General features: G+C 71.9%; 20 protein-coding genes. 12 read left to right on the top strand and 8 right to left on the bottom strand.

Annotation, left to right across the window (positions count from 1 at the left end):
- Positions 1–143: 143 nt before the first annotated feature.
- Positions 144–1,313: a steroid 3-ketoacyl-CoA thiolase gene (locus ACFW2G_RS13985; protein ID WP_384456164.1), complete on the bottom strand. Its 1,170-nt coding sequence runs from the start codon at positions 1,311–1,313 to the stop codon at positions 144–146.
- A 242-nt stretch (positions 1,314–1,555) separates the two neighbouring features.
- Between ACFW2G_RS13985 and ACFW2G_RS13980 the strand changes: the two genes are divergently transcribed.
- Positions 1,556–2,800 carry a cytochrome P450 gene (locus tag ACFW2G_RS13980; RefSeq protein ID WP_037927452.1) on the top strand — a complete coding sequence of 415 codons (1,245 nt, stop codon included), beginning with the start codon at positions 1,556–1,558 and terminating at the stop codon, positions 2,798–2,800.
- Positions 2,801–3,091: 291 nt separating this feature from the next.
- Here the strand turns inward: ACFW2G_RS13980 and ACFW2G_RS13975 are convergent, their stop codons facing one another.
- Positions 3,092–5,164 carry a bifunctional glycosyltransferase 87/phosphatase PAP2 family protein gene (locus tag ACFW2G_RS13975; RefSeq protein ID WP_384583655.1) on the bottom strand — a complete coding sequence of 691 codons (2,073 nt, stop codon included), beginning with the start codon at positions 5,162–5,164 and terminating at the stop codon, positions 3,092–3,094.
- A 326-nt stretch (positions 5,165–5,490) separates the two neighbouring features.
- Between ACFW2G_RS13975 and ACFW2G_RS13970 the strand changes: the two genes are divergently transcribed.
- Both ACFW2G_RS13970 and ACFW2G_RS13965 read left to right on the top strand, forming a co-directional pair.
- Positions 5,491–5,796 (top strand): hypothetical protein, encoded by a 306-nt coding sequence (locus ACFW2G_RS13970; RefSeq protein ID WP_037927455.1) that lies wholly within the window; start codon positions 5,491–5,493, stop codon positions 5,794–5,796.
- Between the two features lie 344 nt (positions 5,797–6,140).
- A complete protein-coding gene (locus tag ACFW2G_RS13965; protein WP_384583658.1) occupies positions 6,141–6,485 on the top strand; it encodes an antibiotic biosynthesis monooxygenase family protein in 345 nt (114 codons plus the stop codon).
- A gap of 197 nt (positions 6,486–6,682) precedes the next feature.
- On the opposite strand, the gene ACFW2G_RS13960 is transcribed toward ACFW2G_RS13965, so the two are convergent.
- On the bottom strand, positions 6,683–7,078 hold the full coding sequence (locus ACFW2G_RS13960; RefSeq protein ID WP_037927737.1) for a nuclear transport factor 2 family protein: 396 nt from the start codon (positions 7,076–7,078) through the stop codon (positions 6,683–6,685).
- Positions 7,079–7,270: 192 nt separating this feature from the next.
- On the opposite strand from ACFW2G_RS13960, the gene ACFW2G_RS13955 reads away from it, so the two are divergent.
- Positions 7,271–7,738 (top strand): GNAT family N-acetyltransferase, encoded by a 468-nt coding sequence (locus ACFW2G_RS13955; protein ID WP_384455708.1) that lies wholly within the window; start codon positions 7,271–7,273, stop codon positions 7,736–7,738.
- 16 nt (positions 7,739–7,754) lie between these two features.
- On the opposite strand, the gene ACFW2G_RS13950 is transcribed toward ACFW2G_RS13955, so the two are convergent.
- Positions 7,755–9,824, bottom strand: coding sequence for a DHA2 family efflux MFS transporter permease subunit (locus ACFW2G_RS13950; RefSeq protein ID WP_384583661.1), 2,070 nt, complete (start codon positions 9,822–9,824; stop codon positions 7,755–7,757).
- 224 nt (positions 9,825–10,048) lie between these two features.
- On the opposite strand from ACFW2G_RS13950, the gene ACFW2G_RS13945 reads away from it, so the two are divergent.
- Both ACFW2G_RS13945 and ACFW2G_RS13940 read left to right on the top strand, forming a co-directional pair.
- Entirely contained in the window at positions 10,049–10,930 is an 882-nt protein-coding gene (locus ACFW2G_RS13945; protein WP_052031222.1) for a peptidoglycan-binding protein, read from the top strand.
- A gap of 207 nt (positions 10,931–11,137) precedes the next feature.
- Positions 11,138–11,842 carry an HAD-IA family hydrolase gene (locus ACFW2G_RS13940; protein WP_384583664.1) on the top strand — a complete coding sequence of 235 codons (705 nt, stop codon included), beginning with the start codon at positions 11,138–11,140 and terminating at the stop codon, positions 11,840–11,842.
- 74 nt (positions 11,843–11,916) lie between these two features.
- Here the strand turns inward: ACFW2G_RS13940 and ACFW2G_RS13935 are convergent, their stop codons facing one another.
- Both ACFW2G_RS13935 and ACFW2G_RS13930 read right to left on the bottom strand, forming a co-directional pair.
- Complete coding sequence (locus ACFW2G_RS13935; protein ID WP_384455737.1) at positions 11,917–12,438, bottom strand: DinB family protein; 522 nt, start codon at positions 12,436–12,438, stop codon at positions 11,917–11,919.
- Positions 12,439–12,669: 231 nt separating this feature from the next.
- Entirely contained in the window at positions 12,670–13,251 is a 582-nt protein-coding gene (locus ACFW2G_RS13930) for a TMEM165/GDT1 family protein (RefSeq protein ID WP_384583668.1), read from the bottom strand.
- 530 nt (positions 13,252–13,781) lie between these two features.
- On the opposite strand from ACFW2G_RS13930, the gene ACFW2G_RS13925 reads away from it, so the two are divergent.
- The 4 genes from ACFW2G_RS13925 (at position 13,782) to ACFW2G_RS13910 (ending at position 17,830) form a co-directional block, all read left to right on the top strand.
- Positions 13,782–14,426, top strand: a complete 645-nt coding sequence (locus tag ACFW2G_RS13925) for a DUF1524 domain-containing protein (protein WP_384583674.1) — start codon at positions 13,782–13,784, stop codon at positions 14,424–14,426.
- Positions 14,427–14,600: 174 nt separating this feature from the next.
- Positions 14,601–16,259, top strand: a complete 1,659-nt coding sequence (locus tag ACFW2G_RS13920; protein WP_384455722.1) for an alkaline phosphatase D family protein — start codon at positions 14,601–14,603, stop codon at positions 16,257–16,259.
- 207 nt (positions 16,260–16,466) lie between these two features.
- Entirely contained in the window at positions 16,467–17,108 is a 642-nt protein-coding gene (locus ACFW2G_RS13915; RefSeq protein WP_384455725.1) for a DedA family protein, read from the top strand.
- Between the two features lie 191 nt (positions 17,109–17,299).
- Positions 17,300–17,830 carry a hypothetical protein gene (locus ACFW2G_RS13910; RefSeq protein WP_384455728.1) on the top strand — a complete coding sequence of 177 codons (531 nt, stop codon included), beginning with the start codon at positions 17,300–17,302 and terminating at the stop codon, positions 17,828–17,830.
- Positions 17,831–17,850: 20 nt separating this feature from the next.
- On the opposite strand, the gene ACFW2G_RS13905 is transcribed toward ACFW2G_RS13910, so the two are convergent.
- Positions 17,851–18,075 (bottom strand): DUF2277 domain-containing protein, encoded by a 225-nt coding sequence (locus ACFW2G_RS13905; RefSeq protein WP_037927469.1) that lies wholly within the window; start codon positions 18,073–18,075, stop codon positions 17,851–17,853.
- Between the two features lie 16 nt (positions 18,076–18,091).
- Complete coding sequence (locus ACFW2G_RS13900; protein ID WP_384455731.1) at positions 18,092–18,736, bottom strand: hypothetical protein; 645 nt, start codon at positions 18,734–18,736, stop codon at positions 18,092–18,094.
- Positions 18,737–18,860: 124 nt separating this feature from the next.
- Here ACFW2G_RS13900 and ACFW2G_RS13895 point away from each other — a divergent pair, with 124 nt between their 5' ends.
- Together ACFW2G_RS13895 and ACFW2G_RS13890 are read left to right on the top strand one after the other, a co-directional pair.
- The gene (locus tag ACFW2G_RS13895) at positions 18,861–18,935 is read left to right on the top strand and encodes a 50S ribosomal protein bL37 (RefSeq protein WP_099895366.1); all 75 of its coding nucleotides are present in this window, start codon (positions 18,861–18,863) and stop codon (positions 18,933–18,935) included.
- 232 nt (positions 18,936–19,167) lie between these two features.
- Positions 19,168–20,523, top strand: coding sequence for an acyltransferase family protein (locus tag ACFW2G_RS13890; protein WP_384455734.1), 1,356 nt, complete (start codon positions 19,168–19,170; stop codon positions 20,521–20,523).
- The last annotated feature ends 396 nt before the right edge of the window (positions 20,524–20,919 follow it).

Below are 20,919 nucleotides of genomic sequence, written 5' to 3'. Positions count from 1 at the left end.
GACGGCAGCGACAGCAGCAACAGCAGCAACAGGACGTTCGAAGGCCCCGGTGGCCGGCCTCCCCAGGTCCGGCCACCGGGGCCTTCCGCATCCCATCCCACGGGAGCGCAGGCGCCCTGCGCGCCGGGGCGCGCGGGGCGCGGTCAGAGGCGCTGGATGATCGTCCCGGTCGCGAGCGCACCGCCGGCGCACATGGTGATCAGGGCGAACTCCTTGTCGCGGCGCTCCAGTTCGTACAGGGCGGTCGTGATCAGGCGGGCGCCGGTGGCGCCGACGGGGTGGCCGAGGGCGATGCCGCCGCCGTTGACGTTGACCTTCTCCAGGTCCTGGTCGAAGACCTTGGCCCAGCTGAGGACGACGGAGGCGAAGGCCTCGTTGATCTCGACGAGGTCGATGTCCTTGAGCGACATCCCCGCCTTGCCGAGGACGGCCCGCGTCGCGTCGATCGGCCCGTCGAGGTGGTAATGGGGGTCGGCGCCGACGAGGGTCTGGGCGACGATCCGGGCGCGCGGCCTGAGCTTGAGGGCGCGGGCCATCTTGCGCGAGGCCCACATCACGGCGGCGGCGCCGTCGGATATCTGCGAGGAGTTTCCCGCGGTGTGCACGGCGGTGGGCATGACCGGCTTGAGCCGGGCCAGGGCCTCCATGCTGGTGTCGCGCAGACCCTCGTCCCGGTCGACCAGGCGCCACATGCCCTGGCCGGCGACCTGCTCCTCCTCCGTGGTCGGCACCTGCACGGCGAAGGTCTCACGCTTGAACCGCTCCTCCGCCCAGGCGGCGTTGGCCCGCTCCTGGGACAGCAGGCCGAGGCGGTCGACGTCCTCCCGGCCCAGGCCTCGGTTGCGGGCGATGCGTTCGGCGGCCTCGAACTGGTTGGGGAGGTCGACGTTCCACTCATCCGGGAAGGGCTTGCCCGGGCCGTGCTTGGATCCCGAACCCAGCGGCACTCGGCTCATGGCCTCGACCCCGCAGGCGATGCCGATGTCCAGAACACCGCCGGAGATCATGTTGGCGACCATATGGTTGGCCTGCTGCGAGCTGCCGCACTGGCAGTCCACGGTCGTCGCCGCGGTCTCGTAGGGCAGCCCCATGGCGAGCCAGGCATTGCGCGCGGGGTTCATGGACTGCTCGCCGGCGTGGGTGACGGTGCCGCCGACGATCTGCTCGACGCAGTCCGGCTGGATTCCGGTACGGGCGAGCAGCTCACGATAGGTCTCGCCGAGCAGGTAGGCGGGATGGAGATTGGCGAGCGCACCTCCGCGCTTGCCGATGGGGGTGCGTACGGCTTCGACGATGACGGGTTCCGCGGCCATGAGCTCGTCCTCTCCTGCACAGCGCCAGCGCGGCGGGCCGTCCCGGCGCCCCGCCCCGAACTAGTACGCGTTCTAGTTCTATCCGCAGTCTCGTGACGCGGAGCCCGGCACGCAAGGGTCTTGCACGTGCCCTGCACGGATTCCACACGCAACAGTTGACGCGCCGGCCCTTGTGACTTCTGGAACTCGTTACTACCTTCGAGGCCAACTTCTGATGGTCCGTCAGACTTTGGAGTTGCCCGATGTCCTGCCCCGCGCTCCCCGACGGCTTCGACGCCACCGACCCCGACCTCCTCCAGAGCCGGGTCCCCCACCCGGAGTTCGCACAGCTGCGACAGACCGCTCCCGTGTGGTGGTGCGCGCAACCCCGGGGGGTCACCGGCTTCGACGACGAGGGGTACTGGGCCGTGACCCGGCACGCGGACGTCAAATACGTCTCCACGCACCCCGAGTTGTTCTCCTCGACCACCAACACCGCGATCATCCGGTTCAACGAGCACATCGAGCGCGACGCGATCGACGCCCAGCGGCTGATCATGCTGAACATGGATCCGCCGGAGCACTCCCGCGTGCGCCAGATCGTGCAGCGCGGCTTCACCCCGCGCGCCATCCGCGGGCTGGAGGCGGCCCTGCGCGACCGGGCCCGGAAGATCGTCGAGGAGGCCGCCGCGGCAGCGGCCGACGGAAGCTTCGACTTCGTCACGCAGGTGGCGTGCGAACTCCCGCTGCAGGCCATCGCCGAACTGATCGGCGTGCCGCAGAAGGACCGCTCCAAGATCTTCGACTGGTCGAACAAGATGATCGCCTACGACGACCCGGAGTACGCGATCACGGCCGAGGTCGGCTCCAACGCCGCCATGGAACTCATCGGCTACGCGATGAACCTCTCGGCGCAGCGCAAGGAGTGCCCGGCGAACGACATCGTGACCCAGCTGGTGGCCGCCGAGGGCCAGGGCAACCTCGGCTCCGACGAGTTCGGCTTCTTCGTACTGCTGCTGGCTGTCGCGGGCAACGAGACCACGCGCAACGCCATCAGCCACGGCATGCACGCCTTCCTGACCCACCCCGAGCAGTGGGAGCTCTACAAGGCGGCCCGGCCGTCCACCGCCGCGGAGGAGATCGTCCGCTGGGCCACCCCTGTGGTGTCCTTCCAGCGCACTGCCACCCAGGACACCGAGCTCGGCGGCCAGAAGATCAAGGCGGGAGACCGGGTGGGGATGTTCTACTCCTCCGCCAACCACGACCCCGAGGTCTTCCGGGACCCGGACGTCTTCGACATCACCCGCGACCCGAACCCGCACCTGGGCTTCGGCGGTGGCGGTCCGCACTTCTGCCTCGGAAAGTCCCTGGCCGTCATGGAGATCGACCTGATCTTCAACGCCCTGGCCGACGCCCTGCCCGGACTGCGGCTGACCGGGGAGAACCCGCGCAGGCTGCGGGCCGCGTGGCTCAACGGCATCAAGGAGCTCCGGGTCAGCCACGGCTGACCCGGAGCCCGGGGCAGCGGCGGCGAGGTCCGCTCCGCCCGCCCGCGGCCCGGCCTCTGCCCCGACCCCGGTCTCGATCCCTGGCCCGGTCCCTGGCCCGGTCCCGGCCGTCCACCGGCTCCTGGCGTCCACCGGTCGCCGCGGACCGCCTTTCGAGTGGCGCCACCACCCGGACGGGGTGATCCTGACTCACAGCGGCGATCCAGCCGAAGAGGCGCCGGGGCGGCATGCGCCCCGGCGCCCCTTCGGCCTGCGCGGCCCGGGTCGCCCGGCCGCCTCCTGGGGGCACGCCTAGAGGCGCGGGCCTGCGACGGGCTCGGCCGCCGTCGCCGGCACGGCAACCGCTGCGGCACGCTCCGGACCGTCCCCGCTCGGCTGCGCCGGGAGGTCCACGCGCAGGCTGCGAGGTCCGGACAGGACGTGGACGAGCCCGAAGCCGGCGGTCACGACGACCGCTCCGCCGGCCGCGTCCAGCACCCAGTGGTTGGCGGTGGCGACGATCGCGCACACCGTGATCAGCGGGTGCAGTGCCCCCAGCAGCTTCAGCCCGCCCTTCGGGGCCAGCATCACGATGACGATCCCGCACCACAGGGACCAGCCGAAGTGCAGCGAAGGCATCGCCGCGTACTGGTTGGAGATCGCGGTCATGGCCCCGTACGACGGGTTGGCGAGGTCCTGTGGGCCGTGCACGGTGTCGACGAAGCCGAGCCCGGGCATCAGGCGCGGCGGGGCGAGCGGGTAGAGCCAGAACCCGGCGAGGGCGAGGACGGTGGCCAGGCCCAGGGAGGCACGGGCCCAGCGGTAGTCGCCGGGGCGCCGCCAGTAGAGGACGGCCAGGATCGTCAGGGGGACCACGAAGTGGAAGGAGGTGTAGTAGAAGTTGAAGAAGGCCTCCAGCCAGGGCGTCGCCACCACGGCCTGGTTCACGGCGTGCTCGATGTCGAGCCCGAGCGCCCTCTCCATCCCGAGGATCTGGCGGCCGTTGCCCTCGGCGAGGGAGCGGCTGGTGGGCGCGGCCGCCCGGATGTGGGAGTAGAGCGAGTAGCCGACCCGTATCAGCAGGAGTTCCAACAGCAGGTTCGGGCGGGACAGCACCCGCCGCCAGAACGGCATCAGCGGCACGCGCGACCAGCGGGCCGCCGCCGGCCGGGCGTGGTCGGTCGGCACGGGGTCGCGCCAGTACGGGGACGAGCGGGGCAGGAACGGCACCGCGCAGGCCGCCGCCACCGCGGTGAGCAGCAGCACGTTGTCGCGTACGGGCGCCAGCACGGCCAGGTTCGGCAGCAGTACCGCGCTCGGCAGGGTCATGGCGAGGACCACGGCCACCGGCCACACCCGCCGGTCGGCGGCACGCTTGCCCACCTTGCCCGCGACGGCGAGGAGCACCCACAGCAGCTGGTGGCGCCAGCCGGTCGGGGACACGGCGACGGCCGCGCAGCCGGTGACGGCGACGGCGAGCAGCAGCTGGCCGTCGCGGGCATAGCGGACCGCGCGGCGCAGGCCGAACCAGACGATGGCGCCCGCGAGGACGGCGTAGAGCAGGACCTCTGCCGGTCCGCTCAGGCCCAGGCGCAGCAGCGCGCCGTGCACGGACTGGTTGGCGAGGCTTTCGGGCGAGCCGCCGAGCCCGGTGCCGCCCAGGTGGTGCACCCAGTACGTCCAGGAGTCGCGCGGCAGGGCCGCCCACGACAGGGCGGTGGCCGCGCCGAACGCCGCGGCGGCGGTCCGGGCGGCGGGGCGGCGTCCGGTCAGCCACAGCAGTGGGGCGAAGAGCAGCAGCGCCGGCTGGACCGCGGCGCCAACACCGACGAGGAGGCCGGCCGGCCGGCCGCCGGGCGCCCGGAAGACGGCGAGTAGCACCAGCAGGACGGGGACGACGGCGGTCCGGCCGGGCGAGGCGGCCTCGCGAACGGGCAGCGAGACCATCATCAGGGCCGTCAGGACGGGGGCGGCCAGCAGCGCGGTGCGACGCGGCACAGGGTCGGGCAGGCCGCGGGCGGCGACGAGGCCGATGGCGGCGACGCACAGCAGCGTCACGCAGGTCCATGCCACCTCCAGGGAGGGGGCAGCGAGTCCGGCGATCGGCCTGAGGACCAGCCCGGCGAAGGGAGTGCCGGCGAACTGTCCGGAGGCGTAGAGCGAGCCTCCGCCGCCGCCCGCGCCGCCGGAGGCCGGAAGGCTGCCGGGGAGGTGGAAGCCGCCCAGCCACTCGGCCGGTGGCACGCGCAGCACCGCGGCGGCCTGTCTGACGGCGAGGGCGCCGGCCAGCGCCCACAGCAGGAGCCGCGCCGCGCCGAGTCTGCTGCCGTCGCCTATGCCCCCGGCATGTCCGTTAGCTGTGCCGTGCTCCGCCGCGTTCGCCACGCCCCGCCGGCCTCCCGCCCCTGTTGACCGCAACCCCGACTTCGCCTGGCTGCCGCGCTCCCTTACCCGCACGACGATATCCCCCGCGGGATCCCCGGGACGGCTCGATGGGCATCGTGATGGCCCGCGAACGGCGCCACGGCCCTCGCGTACGGGCTCACCTGGCACGATCCCCGTCCCGGCCGGCCCGGCAGAGACCAGTGGTGCGCGAGAGGCCGGCCGGGCGGGCGGGGATCGCGGCGGATCCGGTGAAGGCTGGCGGCGTGCAGTGACGCGGTCGACTCCGGGGTCTGCCGCGTAGCGTGGGAACACAGGAGGTGAGGGTCATGACCGGACCGATACTGACCGAGGTCAGCGCGGTCGTCCCGGCTGGCCGCGAAGCGGACCTCGTCACGGCCTACCGTGAGCTCGTCGCCCGCCCGCTGCCCGACGGGCTGATCCGAACCGAGCTGCTGAGCGGGCCGGACGGGCGCTGGCGGATCCAGACGCTGTGGCGGGACCTCGCCGCCCTCGACGCCATGCGCGCGGCCCCCGAGGGCCCGGCAGCACCTCGACTCTTCCGTGACGTCGGCGCTGAACCCGAGCTTGGGCTGTTCGACGTCAGAGTCCGCTACACCGCCCCCGGCGCATAGCCGGTGGGGTTGTGCCCCGTGCCAGCAGCGGGGTCAGAGATCGACGATTCGAGGGGAGCCGCGCACCGGCAGGGGCGCGGCGGCAAGAGGCGCGGCCGCGAGGGGCGCGGCGGCGAGGGGCGCCCCGACAGCGGACCGGTCGGGCTCACCCCCCTTGCGGCCGTTCCGCCCCTCGGGCCGTTCCACGCTCTCGGACCGACGACCGGCAGGCGTCGATCCCGCCGCGCCACGGGGGTGGCCGGCGCACCGTCCTCACGGTGCTTTGACCGGGGGATGTAGGAGACTGCACGCACGTGATCAAGGCCGGGTGCAGTGCCCGGCCTGTGTTTCCCGAGAGGTGTCATGTGCCCAGCATCGTGAAGATCAACGTGCTGACGGTTCCCGCCGAGCAGCGGGAGGTCCTGGAGCGGCGCTTCGCGTCGCGGGCCGGGGCGGTGGAGAGTTCGGACGGGTTCGAGTGGTTCGAGCTGCTGCGCCCCGTCGAGGGCACCGACCAGTACCTCGTCTACACGCGGTGGCGTTCGGAGGAGGACTTCCAGGCCTGGATGGAGGGGCCGATGAAGGCTGCTCACCAGGGCGGCGGCGGGGCGGGCGGCCCGGCCGGTGCGGAGCGTCCGGCACCGGCGGCTTCGGCTTCGACGGTGTGGTCGTTCGAAGTCGTGCAGCAGGCGGGGCCGAAGCAGGCCTGACGCCTACCGGCCGGGCGCCCGGAGCGCGTGCGGGCGCCCGTACCCCACGCTCCGCCGCCCCGGGCGGATGCTGCCGAGCGGTCCCCCCGACGGTCTTACCGGGCGTCTTCCCGGGCGGGCGGGCCATCGGGGACGGCCGCACAGGTCGGGCGGGGCGGGGTCGGGACCGGGGGAGCGGGGTCGGAGTCGGAGTCGCGTCAGCTCCAGAAGGTGTCCTCCTCGTCGATGTCCGCGGTGCACTGGTCGATGTCGGTGATCTTGTGACCGACGATCGTGAAGAAGAGGCCTTGGCGGATCTCGATGCCCCGGTCACCGCGGTCGCCGCGCGCCGTGTGGAAGCTCATCACATGTCCGCGCCCGTCCGCGAGCACCGACTCCAGGTGAACCTGGAAGGTGCCCATGGTCTCCTCGCCGAGACGGCGGTAGAAGTCGAGGACGTGTTCCCGGCCCTTGTGGTGTCCGGACATGGGGTTGCTGCCCGGCACGTGGTGGATGACGTCGGCGGTCATGAGCGCGCCCAACGCCTCCATGTCGCCCTTGCCGAAGGCCTCGTAGCCGCGGCGGATCAGGGCACAGTCCGCATGCTCTGCCATGGCGTTCACACCCTCCAGGGAGGCAGAATGTCGTTTTTCCTATCATCAGCCTGCCGTTGTGGATATTCCACGCGGGAGATCGCACCCCGACTCCACAATGACGCCATGACCACGCACAGCGAACCCCGCCCGCCGACACCGGCCCCTTCCACCTCCCCTTCCCCTTGCCCTCCCTCTTCCCCGTCGTGGACCGTGTGCCCCGAACCGTTCACGACGGTCGACGCCACCCGGCTGCGCCGCGCCTACTACGCCGAAGTAGCCGGCCGGTATTGGAAACGCGGGGTCACCGAGGCGGAGATCGACCAAGGACTGCTGGACTTCCCGGACGACGGGCTGGCGCCGCCGACAGGACAGTTCGTCGTCGGTCGCCTGGGAGGCGAGGCGCTCGCGTGCGGCGGCGTCCGGATGCTCGACGCGATGACCGCCGAGCTCACCAGGGTGTACGTCGACCGGCGCGCCCGTGGGACGGGCGGCGGGGCGGCCCTGCTCCGGGCCCTGGAGGCGCAGAGCCGTGCGCTGGGCGCCGAGCGGATCCGGCTGGACACCCGGTCGGATCTCGTGGAGGCACGCGCCTTGTACGCGCGTCATGGCTATACCGAGATACCCGCGTACAACTCCGGCCCGTATGCGGAGCACTGGTTCGAAAAAATCCTGGGCTGATCGCGGCCGGGACGACTCAGGGCGCGGCGTGGTCGCGGCGCGGCTCGGCGTCGTAGGGCTCCTCGGAGTCCGATCCGCACAGCTCCGTGTTGATCTCCTCAACCAGCTTGACCAGGTCGGTCGGGCGGTCGGGGCCCCACCAGTCGCCGAGCAGTTCGGCGAGGGACTCCTGCCGTGCCGTGCTGAGTTTCGCGGCGGCCTCGCTGCCCTGCTCGGTCAGCACCAGCGGCAGCCCTTCGCGGACGGCGAGCCCGCGCTCCTCGACCTGGCGGGCAGCATCGGTGATCACCTTCACCGGCACGTTGACCCGCTCGGCGAGCAGTGCAGGTTCCGCCGAGCCGTACTTGTTGATGCGCAGCAGCAGCCAGCTGGAGGCGGGCAGCAGGTCGTAGCCGGCCTTCTCGGTGATCTTCTCGTAGACGTGGCGCCGGCCCTCTCGGGTGCCGAGGACGGACAGCGCGCGGGCGACCTCGTCGCGGGAGGAGCGCTGGACCGGGTTGGAGGCCAGGGTCTCGGTCACGTCGGGTGCGGTGACGGAGGCGCGGAGCTTGTCCTCTCTCAGGAAGCAGGCGAGGACGAAGGCGACCAGGACGACAGGGACGGCGTAGAGGAAGACGTCGGTGATGGAGGTGGCGTAGGCGTCGAGCACGCGGGGTCGGAGGCTCGCCGGGAGTGCGCCGATGGCCCGGGGGTCCGCCTCCAGCTGGGGGATGCCGGCGTCGGCGGGCAGGGTGACGCCGGCCAGGGAGGCGGCCAGTTTGTCGTCCAGCTGATTGGTGAAGACCGTGCCGAAGATCGCGACGCCGAAGGAGGCCCCGATGGAGCGGAAGAAGGTGGCACCCGAGGTGGCGACGCCCAGGTCGGCGTAGCTGACGGCGTTCTGCACCACGAGGACGAGGACCTGCATGACCAGGCCGAGTCCGGCGCCGAAGACGAAGAAGTAGACGCTCATCTCCCAGGTGGAGCTGGTGCGCTGGAGCTGGTGGAGGAGGAGCAGTCCGAGGGCGGTGACGGCGGTGCCGGCGATCGGGAAGACCTTCCAGCGGCCGGTCCGGCTGACGATCTGGCCGGAGGCGGTCGAGGAGATCAGCATGCCGATGACCATCGGCAGCATGTGGACGCCGGACATGGTCGGTGAGACGCCCTGGACGATCTGCAGAAAGGTCGGCAGGTAAACCATCGCGCCGAACATCGCGAAGCCGACGACGAAGCTGATCGCCGAGCAGAGGGCGAAGGTGCGGATGCGGAAGAGCTTCAGCGGCAGGACGGGTTCGGCGGCCTTGCGCTCGACGAGGAGGAAGGCGACGAGCAGCAGGGTGCCCAGGACGGCGACACCGATGATGCGGGCCGAGCCCCAGCCCCAGGTGGCGCCGAGCGAGGCGACGAGGACGAGGCAGGTGGCGACACACGCGATGAGGAAGGTGCCGAGGTAGTCGATGGTGTGCTTGGCCCTGCTCGCCGGGATGTGCAGGGCGGCGGCGATGACGACGAGGGCGACGAGACCGATGGGGAGGTTGATGTAGAAGACCCAGCGCCAGGAGAGGTTGTCGACGAACAGGCCTCCCAGCAGGGGGCCCAGCACGCTGGTCGCGCCGAAGACGCCGCCGAAGAGGCCCTGGTACCGGCCTCGTTCGCGGGGCGGGACGATGTCGCCCACGATGGCCATCGACAGCACGATCAGTCCGCCGCCGCCCAGGCCCTGGAGGGCACGGAAACCGATGAGCTGGGGCATGTCCTGGGCCAGGCCGCACAGGGCCGACCCGATCAGGAAGAGGACGATGGCGTACTGGAAGAGCTTCTTGCGCCCGTACTGGTCGCCGAGCTTGCCCCACAGGGGTGTGGCGGCGGTGGCGGCGAGCATGTAGGCGGTGACGACCCAGGACAGGTGGGCCATGCCACCGAGGTCGCTGACGATGGTCGGCAGGGCTGTGGAGACGATGGTCTGGTCGAGCGCCGCGATCAGAAGACCCAGGAGCAGGGCGCCGATGGGTACGAGGACCTCCCGGGCGCTGTGCTCGCCGGCGGGGGCGGCCTGGTGCGGGCCGGGAACGGGGTCCGCGGCGCCTTTGGTCGCATCCTGAGCCATCGATTCCTCCTCCGGCCGGATCAACATTTCCATCCTGAGCGGTGTGTCCGGTTATGGCCTCTCGGGCGGTTGGGAGGGTCGCGGCGGGTCTGCATAATCGCAGGCAATGGCCAGGGAGGGAGTCCCCAGTGAACGGTGAGCACTGTCCGAATTGCGACGCTGCTGGCGCCGCCTGCGGGTGTGCACCGGGTGGGGGTTTCAACCCTCTGCGCATCCGTCCGTACGTGACGCTGTCCGATCCGGGCGAGCTTCCCGCCGAGGCTGCGCCGCCGTCCCCGCAGCGCGTGTCCGGCGTGGTGGGCCCCTCGGCGGCTCCTCCGCCGCAGTCGTCCGCGCCCGCGCCGCCGACGCGCTCGGAGGACGACACCCCGGCGTACGGCATACCCGTGGCGCCGGGGGGCGGGCCATGGCAGGAGGGCCCCTGGCAGGCCGGACAGGAGGCCGCACCGCATCCGGCGGAGACGGTCAGGCTCCGCGCGATCAAGGCGCCCTCTCCCGCAACCGGCGGAGGAGGGGGCGGGGGCCCGGAGGATCGTTCCGGCTCCGGTTCCCGCCGTCGACCGCTGGCACTGCTGGTCGCAGCCGCGGCGACGGTGGCCCTCGGTGGCACGGCCGTGGCGGTGTTGGTGCTGCCCGCTTCCCCGGACAGCGAGACGACCCTGCTGGACGCGAAAGCCGCGGCGCCTGCGGTGAGCGCGCCTTCGGTCGCACCGACCGGCAGCCCGAGCCTCGACAGTGCGTCCCCGTCGGTGTCCGCGTCGCCGAGTGCCTCGAAGTCGGCGTCCCCGTCCGCGTCCCCGTCGCCGTCCGCGTCCCGTTCCGCCTCCTCAGCGCCCCCGTCGCCGAGCGCATCGCCCCGCACGAGCCGTTCCGCCAGCACGCCCCCGCCCACCCAGGCGCCGATCCTGCGCTACGGGGATTCGGGGCCGGAGGTGGAGAAGCTCCAGCGGCTGCTGGCGGCGGAAGGCCTCTACCGGGGCAGGTTCCACGGAAGGTTCGACTCGAAGGTCGAGGACGCGCTGTCGATGTTCCAGTACTACAACGGGATCGACCACCAGGAGTGGGGCGTCTACGGGCCCCTCACCCGCAAGGCGCTGGAGGGATAGGCGGGAAGTACGGCAGAGCGAGCGGGTCGGGGCCGGGTCGGGTCGGGTCGGGTCGGGTCGGGTCGGGCGACAGGGGTCACACGCCCGCGAGTGGCGCAGACCGCCCCGCGTTTTGTATCGTGATGGAACAAAGTGGTTCCGTCCTCACTCCCTGACCGGTGGACGGAACCACTTGTTCTCTTTTCCCGCCCGTCTGGAGCCCCGTCGATGCCGGCCAGCACCACCACCACCGCACCCGTAACCCTCACCGCCAGGGCCCTGCTCCTCGACATGGACGGCACGATCGTCAACTCCGACGCGGTGGTCGAACGCTGCTGGCGCGATTGGGCCCTCTCCCACGGGCTGGACCCGCAGGAAGCCCTCAAGGTGGTCCACGGCCGCCAGGGCTACGCCACCATGGCCGTGCTCCTGCCGGACCGCCCCATGGAGATCAACCTCGCCGAGAACGCGGAGATGCTGGCGCGCGAGACGGCCGACACCGACGGCGTGGTCCCGGTCCCGGGCGCGCCGGCCTTCATGGCCTCGCTCGCCGGCCTGCCGCACGCCCTGGTCACGTCCGCCGACGCCGCACTCGCCACCGCCCGGATGACGGCCGCCGCGCTCCCGATGCCCGAGGTACGGGTCACGGCCGAGTCCGTCGGAGCCAGCAAGCCGGACCCCGAAGGCTTCCTCAAGGGCGCCGCCGCGCTGGGAGTGGACCCGGCGGAGTGCATCGTCTTCGAGGACTCGGCCGCGGGCATCGCCGCGGGCCGGGCGGCGGGCATGCGGGTGATCGGCGTGGGTCCCCGCGCCGCCGCACACGGCCCGACCGTGCACGTCCCGGACCTGACGTCCCTCACCGTCAGTGCCGACCCCGACGGCTCCGTCCGCGTCACGCTGCGGCCCGAGCACCAGGACACGCCCGCACGGTAGCGGCGCGACACCCGCACGGCTCCGGCCCGGGCTGCCCGGGCCCTGATCCGGGTCCGGGCCCCGGCCCCGGCGACCTACTGGCCCACGCGCCCGTCGATGCGCTCTCGCAGGAAGTCCGCGTGGCCGTTGTGGCGGGCGTACTCCTCGATCATGTGGACCAGCACCTCACGGAGTTCCATCGGCTCACCGCCGCAGTCGCCCGTGACGGCCAGGCCGGGTGCCTGCGCGACGAACCCTTCGGCGAAGGCGACTTCGGCCCGCCACGTCGCCCATGCGTCGGCGACCACCTCCGGGTCGGCCACCGCGCCCGTGAACTCCCCGGCGGGCTCCTCCTCCGAGCGGTAGTGCCGGCGTACGTCCTGCCCCGCCATGACCTGCCGGAACCAGTACTGCTCGACGCCCGCGAGATGGCGTACGAGGCCCAGCAAGGAGAGGTCGGAGGGCTCCACGGAGCGCCGCGCGAGGGCCTCGGCATCGAGCCCCGCACACTTGAGCTCCAGCGTCAGCCGCTGGTCGGTGAGGTAGCCGATGAGCACGTCCCGCTCGCCCCGGAAGCCGCCGTCGGCGCGCGGGTCCGCGTCCGGGTCGACGAACATGTTGGACCAGCCGAAGCGGCGGTGCGGGGCGGGCACGGGGCCACGGCCGGTGTCAGCGTCGGGGCCGGTGTCGGCGGAGGGGCCGGGGCAGGTGGAAGAGCCGGGGCCGGTGGAGGAGGTCGAGTCGATCACGCGCAGAGCGTGCCGCCCGCACGCACCGTCCGCAACGGAGTTTCCACCGCGGGCGCCCGCACCGCCCCGTGACCCCCTCCCCCGCCCCTCCCGGTCCGTTCAGCCCGCGATCGCCTCGTACAGCGAGAACACGGCGAGCGCCGCCATCACGGCAGCGGCGATCTTGGTGATGAGCCGCAGCGGAACGTATTTCATGAGGGTGCGGCCGCCGAGGATGCCGATGCCCGCAACCGCCCACAGCGCCAGCACGGCGCCGATGCCGACGGAGACGGGGTCGTCGTAGCGCGCTGCCAGGTTGGCGGTCATGATCTGGGTCAGATCGCCGAACTCCGCCACCAGGATGAGCATGAAGCCGGCCCCGGAGACCTTCCAGAAGGACTGGTCGGCGGGCTGCTTGATCTCCTCGTCCCCGTCGTCCTTCTTCAGGAGCAGCATGGCCGCGCCGAGGAGGAAGAGGATGCCGACGACGGCTTGGACGAGTCGGTGCGGAAGCAGGGTGAGCACGCTGCCCGCGGCGATGGCGAGGGCGACGTGTACGGCGAAGGCGGCGGCGACACCCGCGAAGACGTAGGAGGCGCGGTAGCGCGTGCCGAGCATCAGCCCTGCCAGGGCCGTCTTGTCGGGGAGTTCGGCGAGGAAGACGACGCCGAAGGCGATCGCCGTGACGGTGAAGCTGAACACGGAGGCGGAACCTCAATCGGTCGGGCAGGACGCCATCGGTACCGAGAGACCTGGGGTGTGTCAGGGGTCGCTTCGGCTCGGCGGCGCCCTGGTGTGTGCGTGCGCATGCGAAACGCGCCCACGACGGGACAGGACACTGCGGCCGAAGGTCTCGCTGGCCGGCCGCTGGTGCGCGACCTGCCTCCGGGCGCCGGCTGGGTGACCCAGCAGTATGTCGACGGTCCGGCGAAGAGCTACTCCCCTTCTGCTCCCGACAGAGTACGCGATGCCGACGCCCGGCTGGAATGGGCCTTTCGTCCCGCCATGCCCCGCCCTGCCCGTGCCGCACTCCGGCCTGGCCGGTCGGACATCGGCGGAACCTCAATTGCCATTTAAATCCGGGGCCTTGCATGGCTTGATGTGACGTGTTCATGTCGCCACGCTGTCACCTGGCGCCCATCCCCTCGCAACCCGATGGCGCCAGCATGGCCACGCCCCGCCGGGGCGAATCGGCCTGACCCCCCGCACCCTGGGAGCCCCTCATGGCACTCATGCCCAACGTCTACGCGCGTCGAATTGGCGTGCTCGCGTCAGCAGCCACGCTGGCGGCGCTCACCTCCCTCCTCAACGCCCCGACCGCCCAGGCCGCCCCGCCCACGCCCATGAGCGCGTCGGCCGCCCGCGCCTACCTGGCCACGGTCACCCCCAGGGCGGAGGGATCCACCAGCGGGTACAGCCGCTCCCTCTTCCCCCACTGGAGTACCGTCTCCGGCACCTGCAACACCCGCGAGACCGTGCTCAAGCGGGACGGGGTGAACGTCGTCCAGAACTCCTCCTGCGCCGCGGTCAGCGGAAGCTGGTACTCGGAGTACGACGGCGCCACGTGGACGGCCGCCTCCGACGTCGACATCGACCACGTCGTCCCGCTGGCCGAGGCCTGGCGCTCCGGCGCCTCCTCCTGGACGACGTCCAAGCGCCAACAGTTCGCCAACGACCTCACCCGCCCGCAGCTCATCGCGGTCACCGACAACGTCAACCAGGCCAAGGGCGACCTCGACCCCGGCAAGTGGCTGCCACCCAGGACGGCCTACCGCTGCACCTACGCGCGGATGTGGGTCAACGTGAAGCAGTACTGGGGCCTGAGCATGGACTCGGGCGAGAAGACGGCCCTGGTCAACGTCCTCAACGGCTGCTGACCGGCGGCTGACCCACGCCCACTCGCCTCTCGGCTGGAACACCGTCGGACCGCCGGTCGGCCGCCGGCGGTGCCCGCCGGGCCGCCGGCCCCGCCTTTCCCCCGTCAGGGGGAGGCGTGGCTCCCCTTCCCCGTCGTACCGTGATCGAAGGGGCTACGGAGGAGGGGGAGTCGCATGGCCGGGTTGCGTCTGGGGCCGCTGCTGCGCCACGTCGACTGGGAAACGGGCGGATCGGCCACCGTATGGGTCGAGACGGACCGCCCGTGCACGGCCGAAGTGCGCTGCGCGGGCGGGGCCGGCGGGAGCACGCGGACCTTCCAGATAGCCGGGCACCACTACGCGCTGGTGCCGGTGACCGGCCTGACCCCGGGCTCCACGTCGCCGTACGAGGTACGGCTCGACGGCCGGCAGGTGTGGCCGCTGCCCGGCAGCGGCTTCCCGCCGAGCACGATCACCACTCCGGCCGCGCCCGGACCCGGCAGGCCCGCGCCCGGGCTGCGCGTCACCTTCGGCTCCTGCCGGCAGGCCGCCCCGCCCGCCGGCCGGCGCGGTCCACACGGCACGGACGCCCTGGACGCCCTCGCAGCGAGGCTGGCCGCCGACCCGGCCGCGGAGCGCCCGGACCTCCTGCTCCTGCTGGGCGACCAGGTGTACGCCGATGCCCTGTCGCGGGAGACCCGGAAGTGGCTCGCCGCCCGCCGGGACCTGCGGGAGGCACCCGGCGCCCAGGTCGCGGACTACGAGGAGTACACCCGGCTCTACTACGAGTCGTGGCGCGACCCGGAGATCCGCTGGCTGCTGTCAACCGTGCCGAGCCTGCACATGTTCGACGACCACGACGTCATCGACGACTGGAACACGAGCGCGGCATGGCTCGCGGAGATGCGGGCGACCCCGTGGTGGCGGGAGCGGGTGCTGAGCGGCCTGATGTCGTACTGGGTGTACCAGCACCTGGGCAATCTCTCGGTTGCCGAGCTCGCGGCGGACGAACTGTACGAGGCGGTCCGCGAGGACCCCGACGGCACGGACGCGCTGCGGGCCTTCGCGTCCGCGGCGGACGCCGATCCGGCCGCGGTGCGCTGGAGCTACCGGCGAGACTTCGGGCGGACCCGGCTGCTGATGGTGGACACGCGGACCGCTCGGGTGTTGGCCGAGGGCGGGCGGGCGATGCTCCATCCGGCGGAGCAGCAGTGGCTCCGGGAGAACGCCCTCGCCGGGCTCGGGGGCTACGACCACCTGCTGATCGGGTCCTCACTGCCCTGGCTGATGCCACCGCTGGTCCATGACGCGGAGACGTGGAATGCGGCCCTGTGCCGCGGGGAGCGCGGTCCGCGGTGGGCCCGGATCGGCGAGGATCTGCGGCGGCGCAGCGACCTGGAGCACTGGGCGGCCTTCCCGGCATCGTTCGCGGCACTGACCGATCTGATCGAGGAGGTGGGGACGGGGCCCCGGGCGCCGGCGACGGTGTGCGTGCTGTCGGGGGACGTGCACCACGCGTATGTGGCCGAGCCTCACATACCCAGTACGGCGCGGGTGTTCCAGCTGACGTGCTCGCCGGTTCACAACTCCATCCACACCCTGGTCAAGTGGGGGTTCCGGCTGGGCTGGTCGCGGACCGGCCGGTGGCTGGGGCGCGGTTTCTCCCTGCACGGGCGCACGGGACGGCCGCCGCTGAACTGGCGGCGTACGGGGGGTCCCTGGTTCGGGAACCAGCTGATGACGCTGGCACTGTCTGGGCGGACGGCGCGGCTACGGCTGGACCAGGCGCGCAAGAAGCGTGCGGGGGCCCACTTGGTGACGGTGCTGGACCGGGAGCTTACGGCGGTCGAGTAGGCGGTCCGGGCGGGCACAACGTCGGCGGGCCGGAGGGGCAGGGGTCGACGGGGTCGACGCGGCCGTGGTGGGGGATCCGCCCCGGGCCGGCCGCCGGGGCGGGAATGCCGGGCGTACGCTGTATGGCTGTCAGCCGCCCCTGCCGCTCCCCCGCGACGTCGCGGCGCTTCATGCCGCAGCACGTCAACCGGACTGGGGAGTCCCGCTGTGTTTGAGACTCTGGGGTCGCTGACCACGAGCCCATGGATCTACGCCCTGGTGGCGCTGTCCATCCTGCTCGACGTCTTCCTTCCGGTGCTGCCGAGCGGGGTCCTGGTGATCACCGCCGCGGCGGCAGCGGCTGCCGCCGGGGCGGCCGGGCCGGTGCAGGTCCCGGGGCCCGAGCAGGTGCCGGACATCCTGTTGCTGCTCGTGATCGCGACAACAGCATCGGTGCTGGGTGACATGGCCGCCTACCGTTTGGGCCGGCGCGGCGGGCCCCGGCTGGACCGGGCCATCGCCCGCTCGCGCCGTCTGACGCGCGCCCAGGAGCGCCTGGGCGCGGCACTCACCCGCGGTGGCGGCGCCCTCGTGGTGATCGCCCGTTTCGCCCCCGCGGGGCGTTCGGTGGTGTCGCTCGGCGCGGGCAAGACCCAGCGCAGGGTCGCGGAGTTCCTGCCCTGGTCGGTCCTGGCGGGCATGGCATGGGCCGGCTACAGCGTGGCCCTCGGCTATTTCGGTACCCAGTGGCTGGGCACCCAGTGGCTCGGCACCGCTGTGTCGATCGTGGCGCTGTTCGCCGCGGGCGCCCTCGCGGCGTTCCTGGTACGCCGCCCGCCCTCGGCTCCGGGCGCGACCCCCGCGGCGTAGGGCGGGCACCGGTCCCGGGCACCGGTCTCGGGCGGCGGGCTCCCCCGGGCGGAGCAGTGGCTCACCCGTTCACCCGGCCCCGATCGCCGCCCGCGGGGCTGGCTCCTAGCGTCCGGAGAACGGTGCGGACCGAATCCGCGTCACATCCGTGGCCTGGCCGCGCCGTTTCGAGGAGCCGAGGAGTTGTCTCCATGCCCGCCATGCCGCTCGCCCAGTCGCCGGCCATCGCCCACCGTTCACGGTCCGCCGCTCCGCGCCGTCTGATCACCGCCGCGGCCGCCGCCGTCCTCATCGCCGCCGCCACCCCTGTCACGCTCGCGCACGCCGCTCCCTCCGCCAGCGTCTCCCCCACCACGGTCGCCCCGGGCGGCCGGGTCGCCCTGAACATCGCCGGGTGCGGGACCAAGGTCGCCAGGGTCACGTCGACCGCGTTCAGCGAGGTGCGGCTGACTCCCGGCAACCTCGAGGCCAGCAACCTCTTCGGCAGCGCCACGGTGTTCTCCAACGCCAACCCCGGCGCCCACCCGGTCCGGTTCGAGTGCGGCGGCCCGGGCGGCCAGAGCGTCACCGTCTCCCTCCAGGTCACCCCGGGTGCCGCGCGCGGCGGAACGGGCGGCAGCGTCGGCTCGATGAGCACGGCCCAGGTCGCCGTCGGCGCCACGCTCGCCACCGGCGCCCTGATCGGCGGTGTGTGGGTACTGCGCCGCCGCGCGGCCTCGTAGGACACACACCCGGACCGGGATCACCCGGGTGCGGTCTGCCCCCGTACGTGCACCCCGTCGAGCAGGGCCGCGGTGGCTTCGGCGACGGCGTCCACCGCCGCGTCGAAGACCTCGCGGTTGTGCGCGGCGGGCACCCGGAACCCGGACACCTTCCGTACGTACTGCAGGGCGGCGGCCCGGATCTCCTCCTCGGTCGCCTTCTCGGGGATGGCGGGCGGACGCAGGGTCTTGATCGATCGGCACATGTTTCCACTATCCCGCTCACCGGGGCAGTTCGGCCCCGGAAAGCTTCATGATGAGGCCTGCCTGGAGGCGGGCTTTCAGCTCCGGGTCGTCGACGGTCCCCAGCAGCCCGATGGCCTGCTGGGTCGTCGCGGCGGCCCGGCGGTCGTCGCGCAGCGCGACCGTCTGGTCGGCCATGTGTTGCAGTGCGATGTCGGCCCGCCGGTGGAAGAGCTGCCCGATCAGGGTCGTGACCAGGCCTGTCGCACTGGTGACGATGCCGAGGTACAGCTCGCCGCCGGCTTCGGCCTTCCGGACGGCGAGCCCGATACCGAGGAGCAGGATGGCGGCCCCCGCGCCGGCGAACCGCTGGCTCGTCCCGAAGCTGCTGCGCGCCTGAGTGAGCCCGTAGGCGTAGTACTCCACGAGGATCGGGGTGAAGTCGTCCCGCCGGTCGCCGAGTTGCACCTGCGGGTCCGGGGCCCGAATGCCGCCGACGTCCTCGAACTTCCGGGGGCCCGGTACGGCGGCGGTGGGTTCGGCGAGGTGCGCGAGCAACCGCTCCCGCTCCTCGTTCCGCTTCCGTTCGAAGGCTCCTCCGAGGGAACGCTCCGTGACCACCACTACCAGCACGGCCGCGACCACTGCCGCGGCCGGCGCACCCCATGCGAGCCAGTCGCCCATCCCCCGACGATCCCACGCACCGCGGCGACGGCCAAGGGCGCGCGCGGATACTGATGCGGCCGTCCCGGACGGCGCCTAGACTGGCGGCGTCGTGAACGTCACCGAGAGTAGGGAGACTGTCACCATGGCCAAGCGAGGCAACAAGAAGCGGGCCCGCAAGAAGAAGAAGGCGAACCACGGCAAGCGTCCCAACGCCTGAGCCGACCCCAAGACCCTCGACCCACCGGGCCGGGGGTCTTCGCATGCCATGTGCGTGCATCGTGATCGTCGGTGATGTCGGCCACGACGTCACCCGCCCGGCCCGGGGCCTGTGCGAACTGCATGCACAGCGACCAAGGCATCCTGCGGCATGACGCCCGGGTCGAGCCGCTGGCCGCGGCCGGTTCGTGGACGACGGGTGGCCCGCCGAGGCATCAGATATCGTCCCTGCGGTGAAGCTCATACCCAAACTCACCCGGCGGATGTCAGACGCGTCCGATGCGCCACGGGCACCCACGCCGGGTGCCCGGCTCGGCTGGCTGGACGCATTGCGCGGCATCGCCGCGCTGATCGTGGCACTGCACCACTTCGACGTGCTGAGGATGCTGCCCTTCGGTGGTGCTGTCTGGCGGAACTTCGACATGGGCCTGTTCGGCGTCATGCTCTTCTTCATCGTCAGCGGCTACATCATCCCCGCCTCGCTGGAGCGGCGGGGGGACGTCCGGGCCTTCTGGATCGGCCGGATTTTCCGCATCTACCCGGCGCTGATCGCCGCGTTCGTCCTGTCGATGATGATGCTGCCGGACGGGGACGGGTCGGTCGCGCTGCTGCGCACGGGAGACGACCTGGCCTCGCTGGTGGCGAACGGCCTGATGCTCCAGGACCTGCTCGGCGTGATCAATGGCATGAACGTCACCTGGACGCTCTGTTACGAGATGGTCTTCTACTTCCTCGTCACCGCCCTGTTCACCCGTGGTCTGCACCGGCACAGCGGGCCGATCGCCGTGGGCCTGGCCGGCGTGGCGCTGCTGGCAGGTACGGCCGTCGGCACCCAGCTCCTGAACACGGAACTCGGCTCGACCCGCAAGCTCCTGCTGATCGTGACGCCCATCGTGCTCCTAGGCCTTGCCGGTGTACTCAGCGGAAACCGCCGGCTGAGCGGGGTGGGCGCCTTGCTACTCGGCGGCATCGGACTGGTTCTGGTCACGCTCAACAGCCGAGCCCCCGCCTTCGAGACCTGGATGATCTTCGCCACGATGTTCGCCGGTACGGTCGTCTACCGGGCGCAGCACGGACAGCTCGCCCGGGTACCGGCCCTGCTCGCCTGCGGGTTCGTCGTCGTCGCGGGCGTCCTGGTCGGCCGGCTCTACAACCACGGCAGGGTCCTCGACCTGACCTGGTCCTCCGGTTGGAAGGCCTGGTCGGTCGCCTACCTCACGGCTTGGGCGCTCTTCGGTGTCGGCTTCCTCCTGCGGGCCCGCCGCTTCCCGAAGGTGCTGACCTGGCTCGGTGCGATCAGTTTCTCCGTGTACCTGCTGCACATCCCGCTGCTGCGCACCATCGAACCGCTGCTGGGCGTTCCACCGCAGCCGTCCTCGACCTTCGGCAAGATCGCCTGGACTGCGATCTTCCTCGGTGTCGTGGTGGCCGTCAGCCATCTGATGTACCGCCTGGTCGAGATGCCGATGCAGCGCCTGGGCCGCCGCGTACAGAAGGCGGCGGACCGCCGCTGGCCACCCATCGAACCCGCCGCACCTGCGGCTCCTGCCGAGGCCGACGCGACCCCGTTCAGCCTGTCCCGGAGCTGATCAGGACAGCAGCCCTGCGAAGACCGTCGCCCTGACCAACAGGCCGGCTGGACGAGGTACCACCGGTTCTGCCGCGAGCAGGCGATCTTGTTCGCGATGCCGGGCATCGGTGGCGTTCGGGCTGTGATGCGGCGTGCTGGAACTATCGCGCAGCCCTTCGATGCTTCTTCCTCGCAGCGCGCGAGGGCGACCGGGGCGTCTCCGTCGACTCCAGGATCGTGCGGGCCCATCAGCATACGGAGCACCGGGACCGGCTGCCGCGTCGGCTGTGGCCGAGCGGGATGTGGGACCGCCATCACTTCTAGGGTCTGTTGCGAAAGTGGATCTTGTTCGTTCATGATCACGTCTTGTGGGACGTGGAGATCTGACGAATGGCCAGTGGGCCCGGCTTGAGCC

Origin of the sequence: Streptomyces sp. NPDC058880, from assembly GCF_042742535.1 — a bacterium.
Classification (GTDB): Bacteria; Actinomycetota; Actinomycetes; order Streptomycetales; family Streptomycetaceae; genus Streptomyces.
Note: the sequence above shows the minus strand (reverse complement) of the source record. Positions and strands in the feature narration are given on the sequence as shown.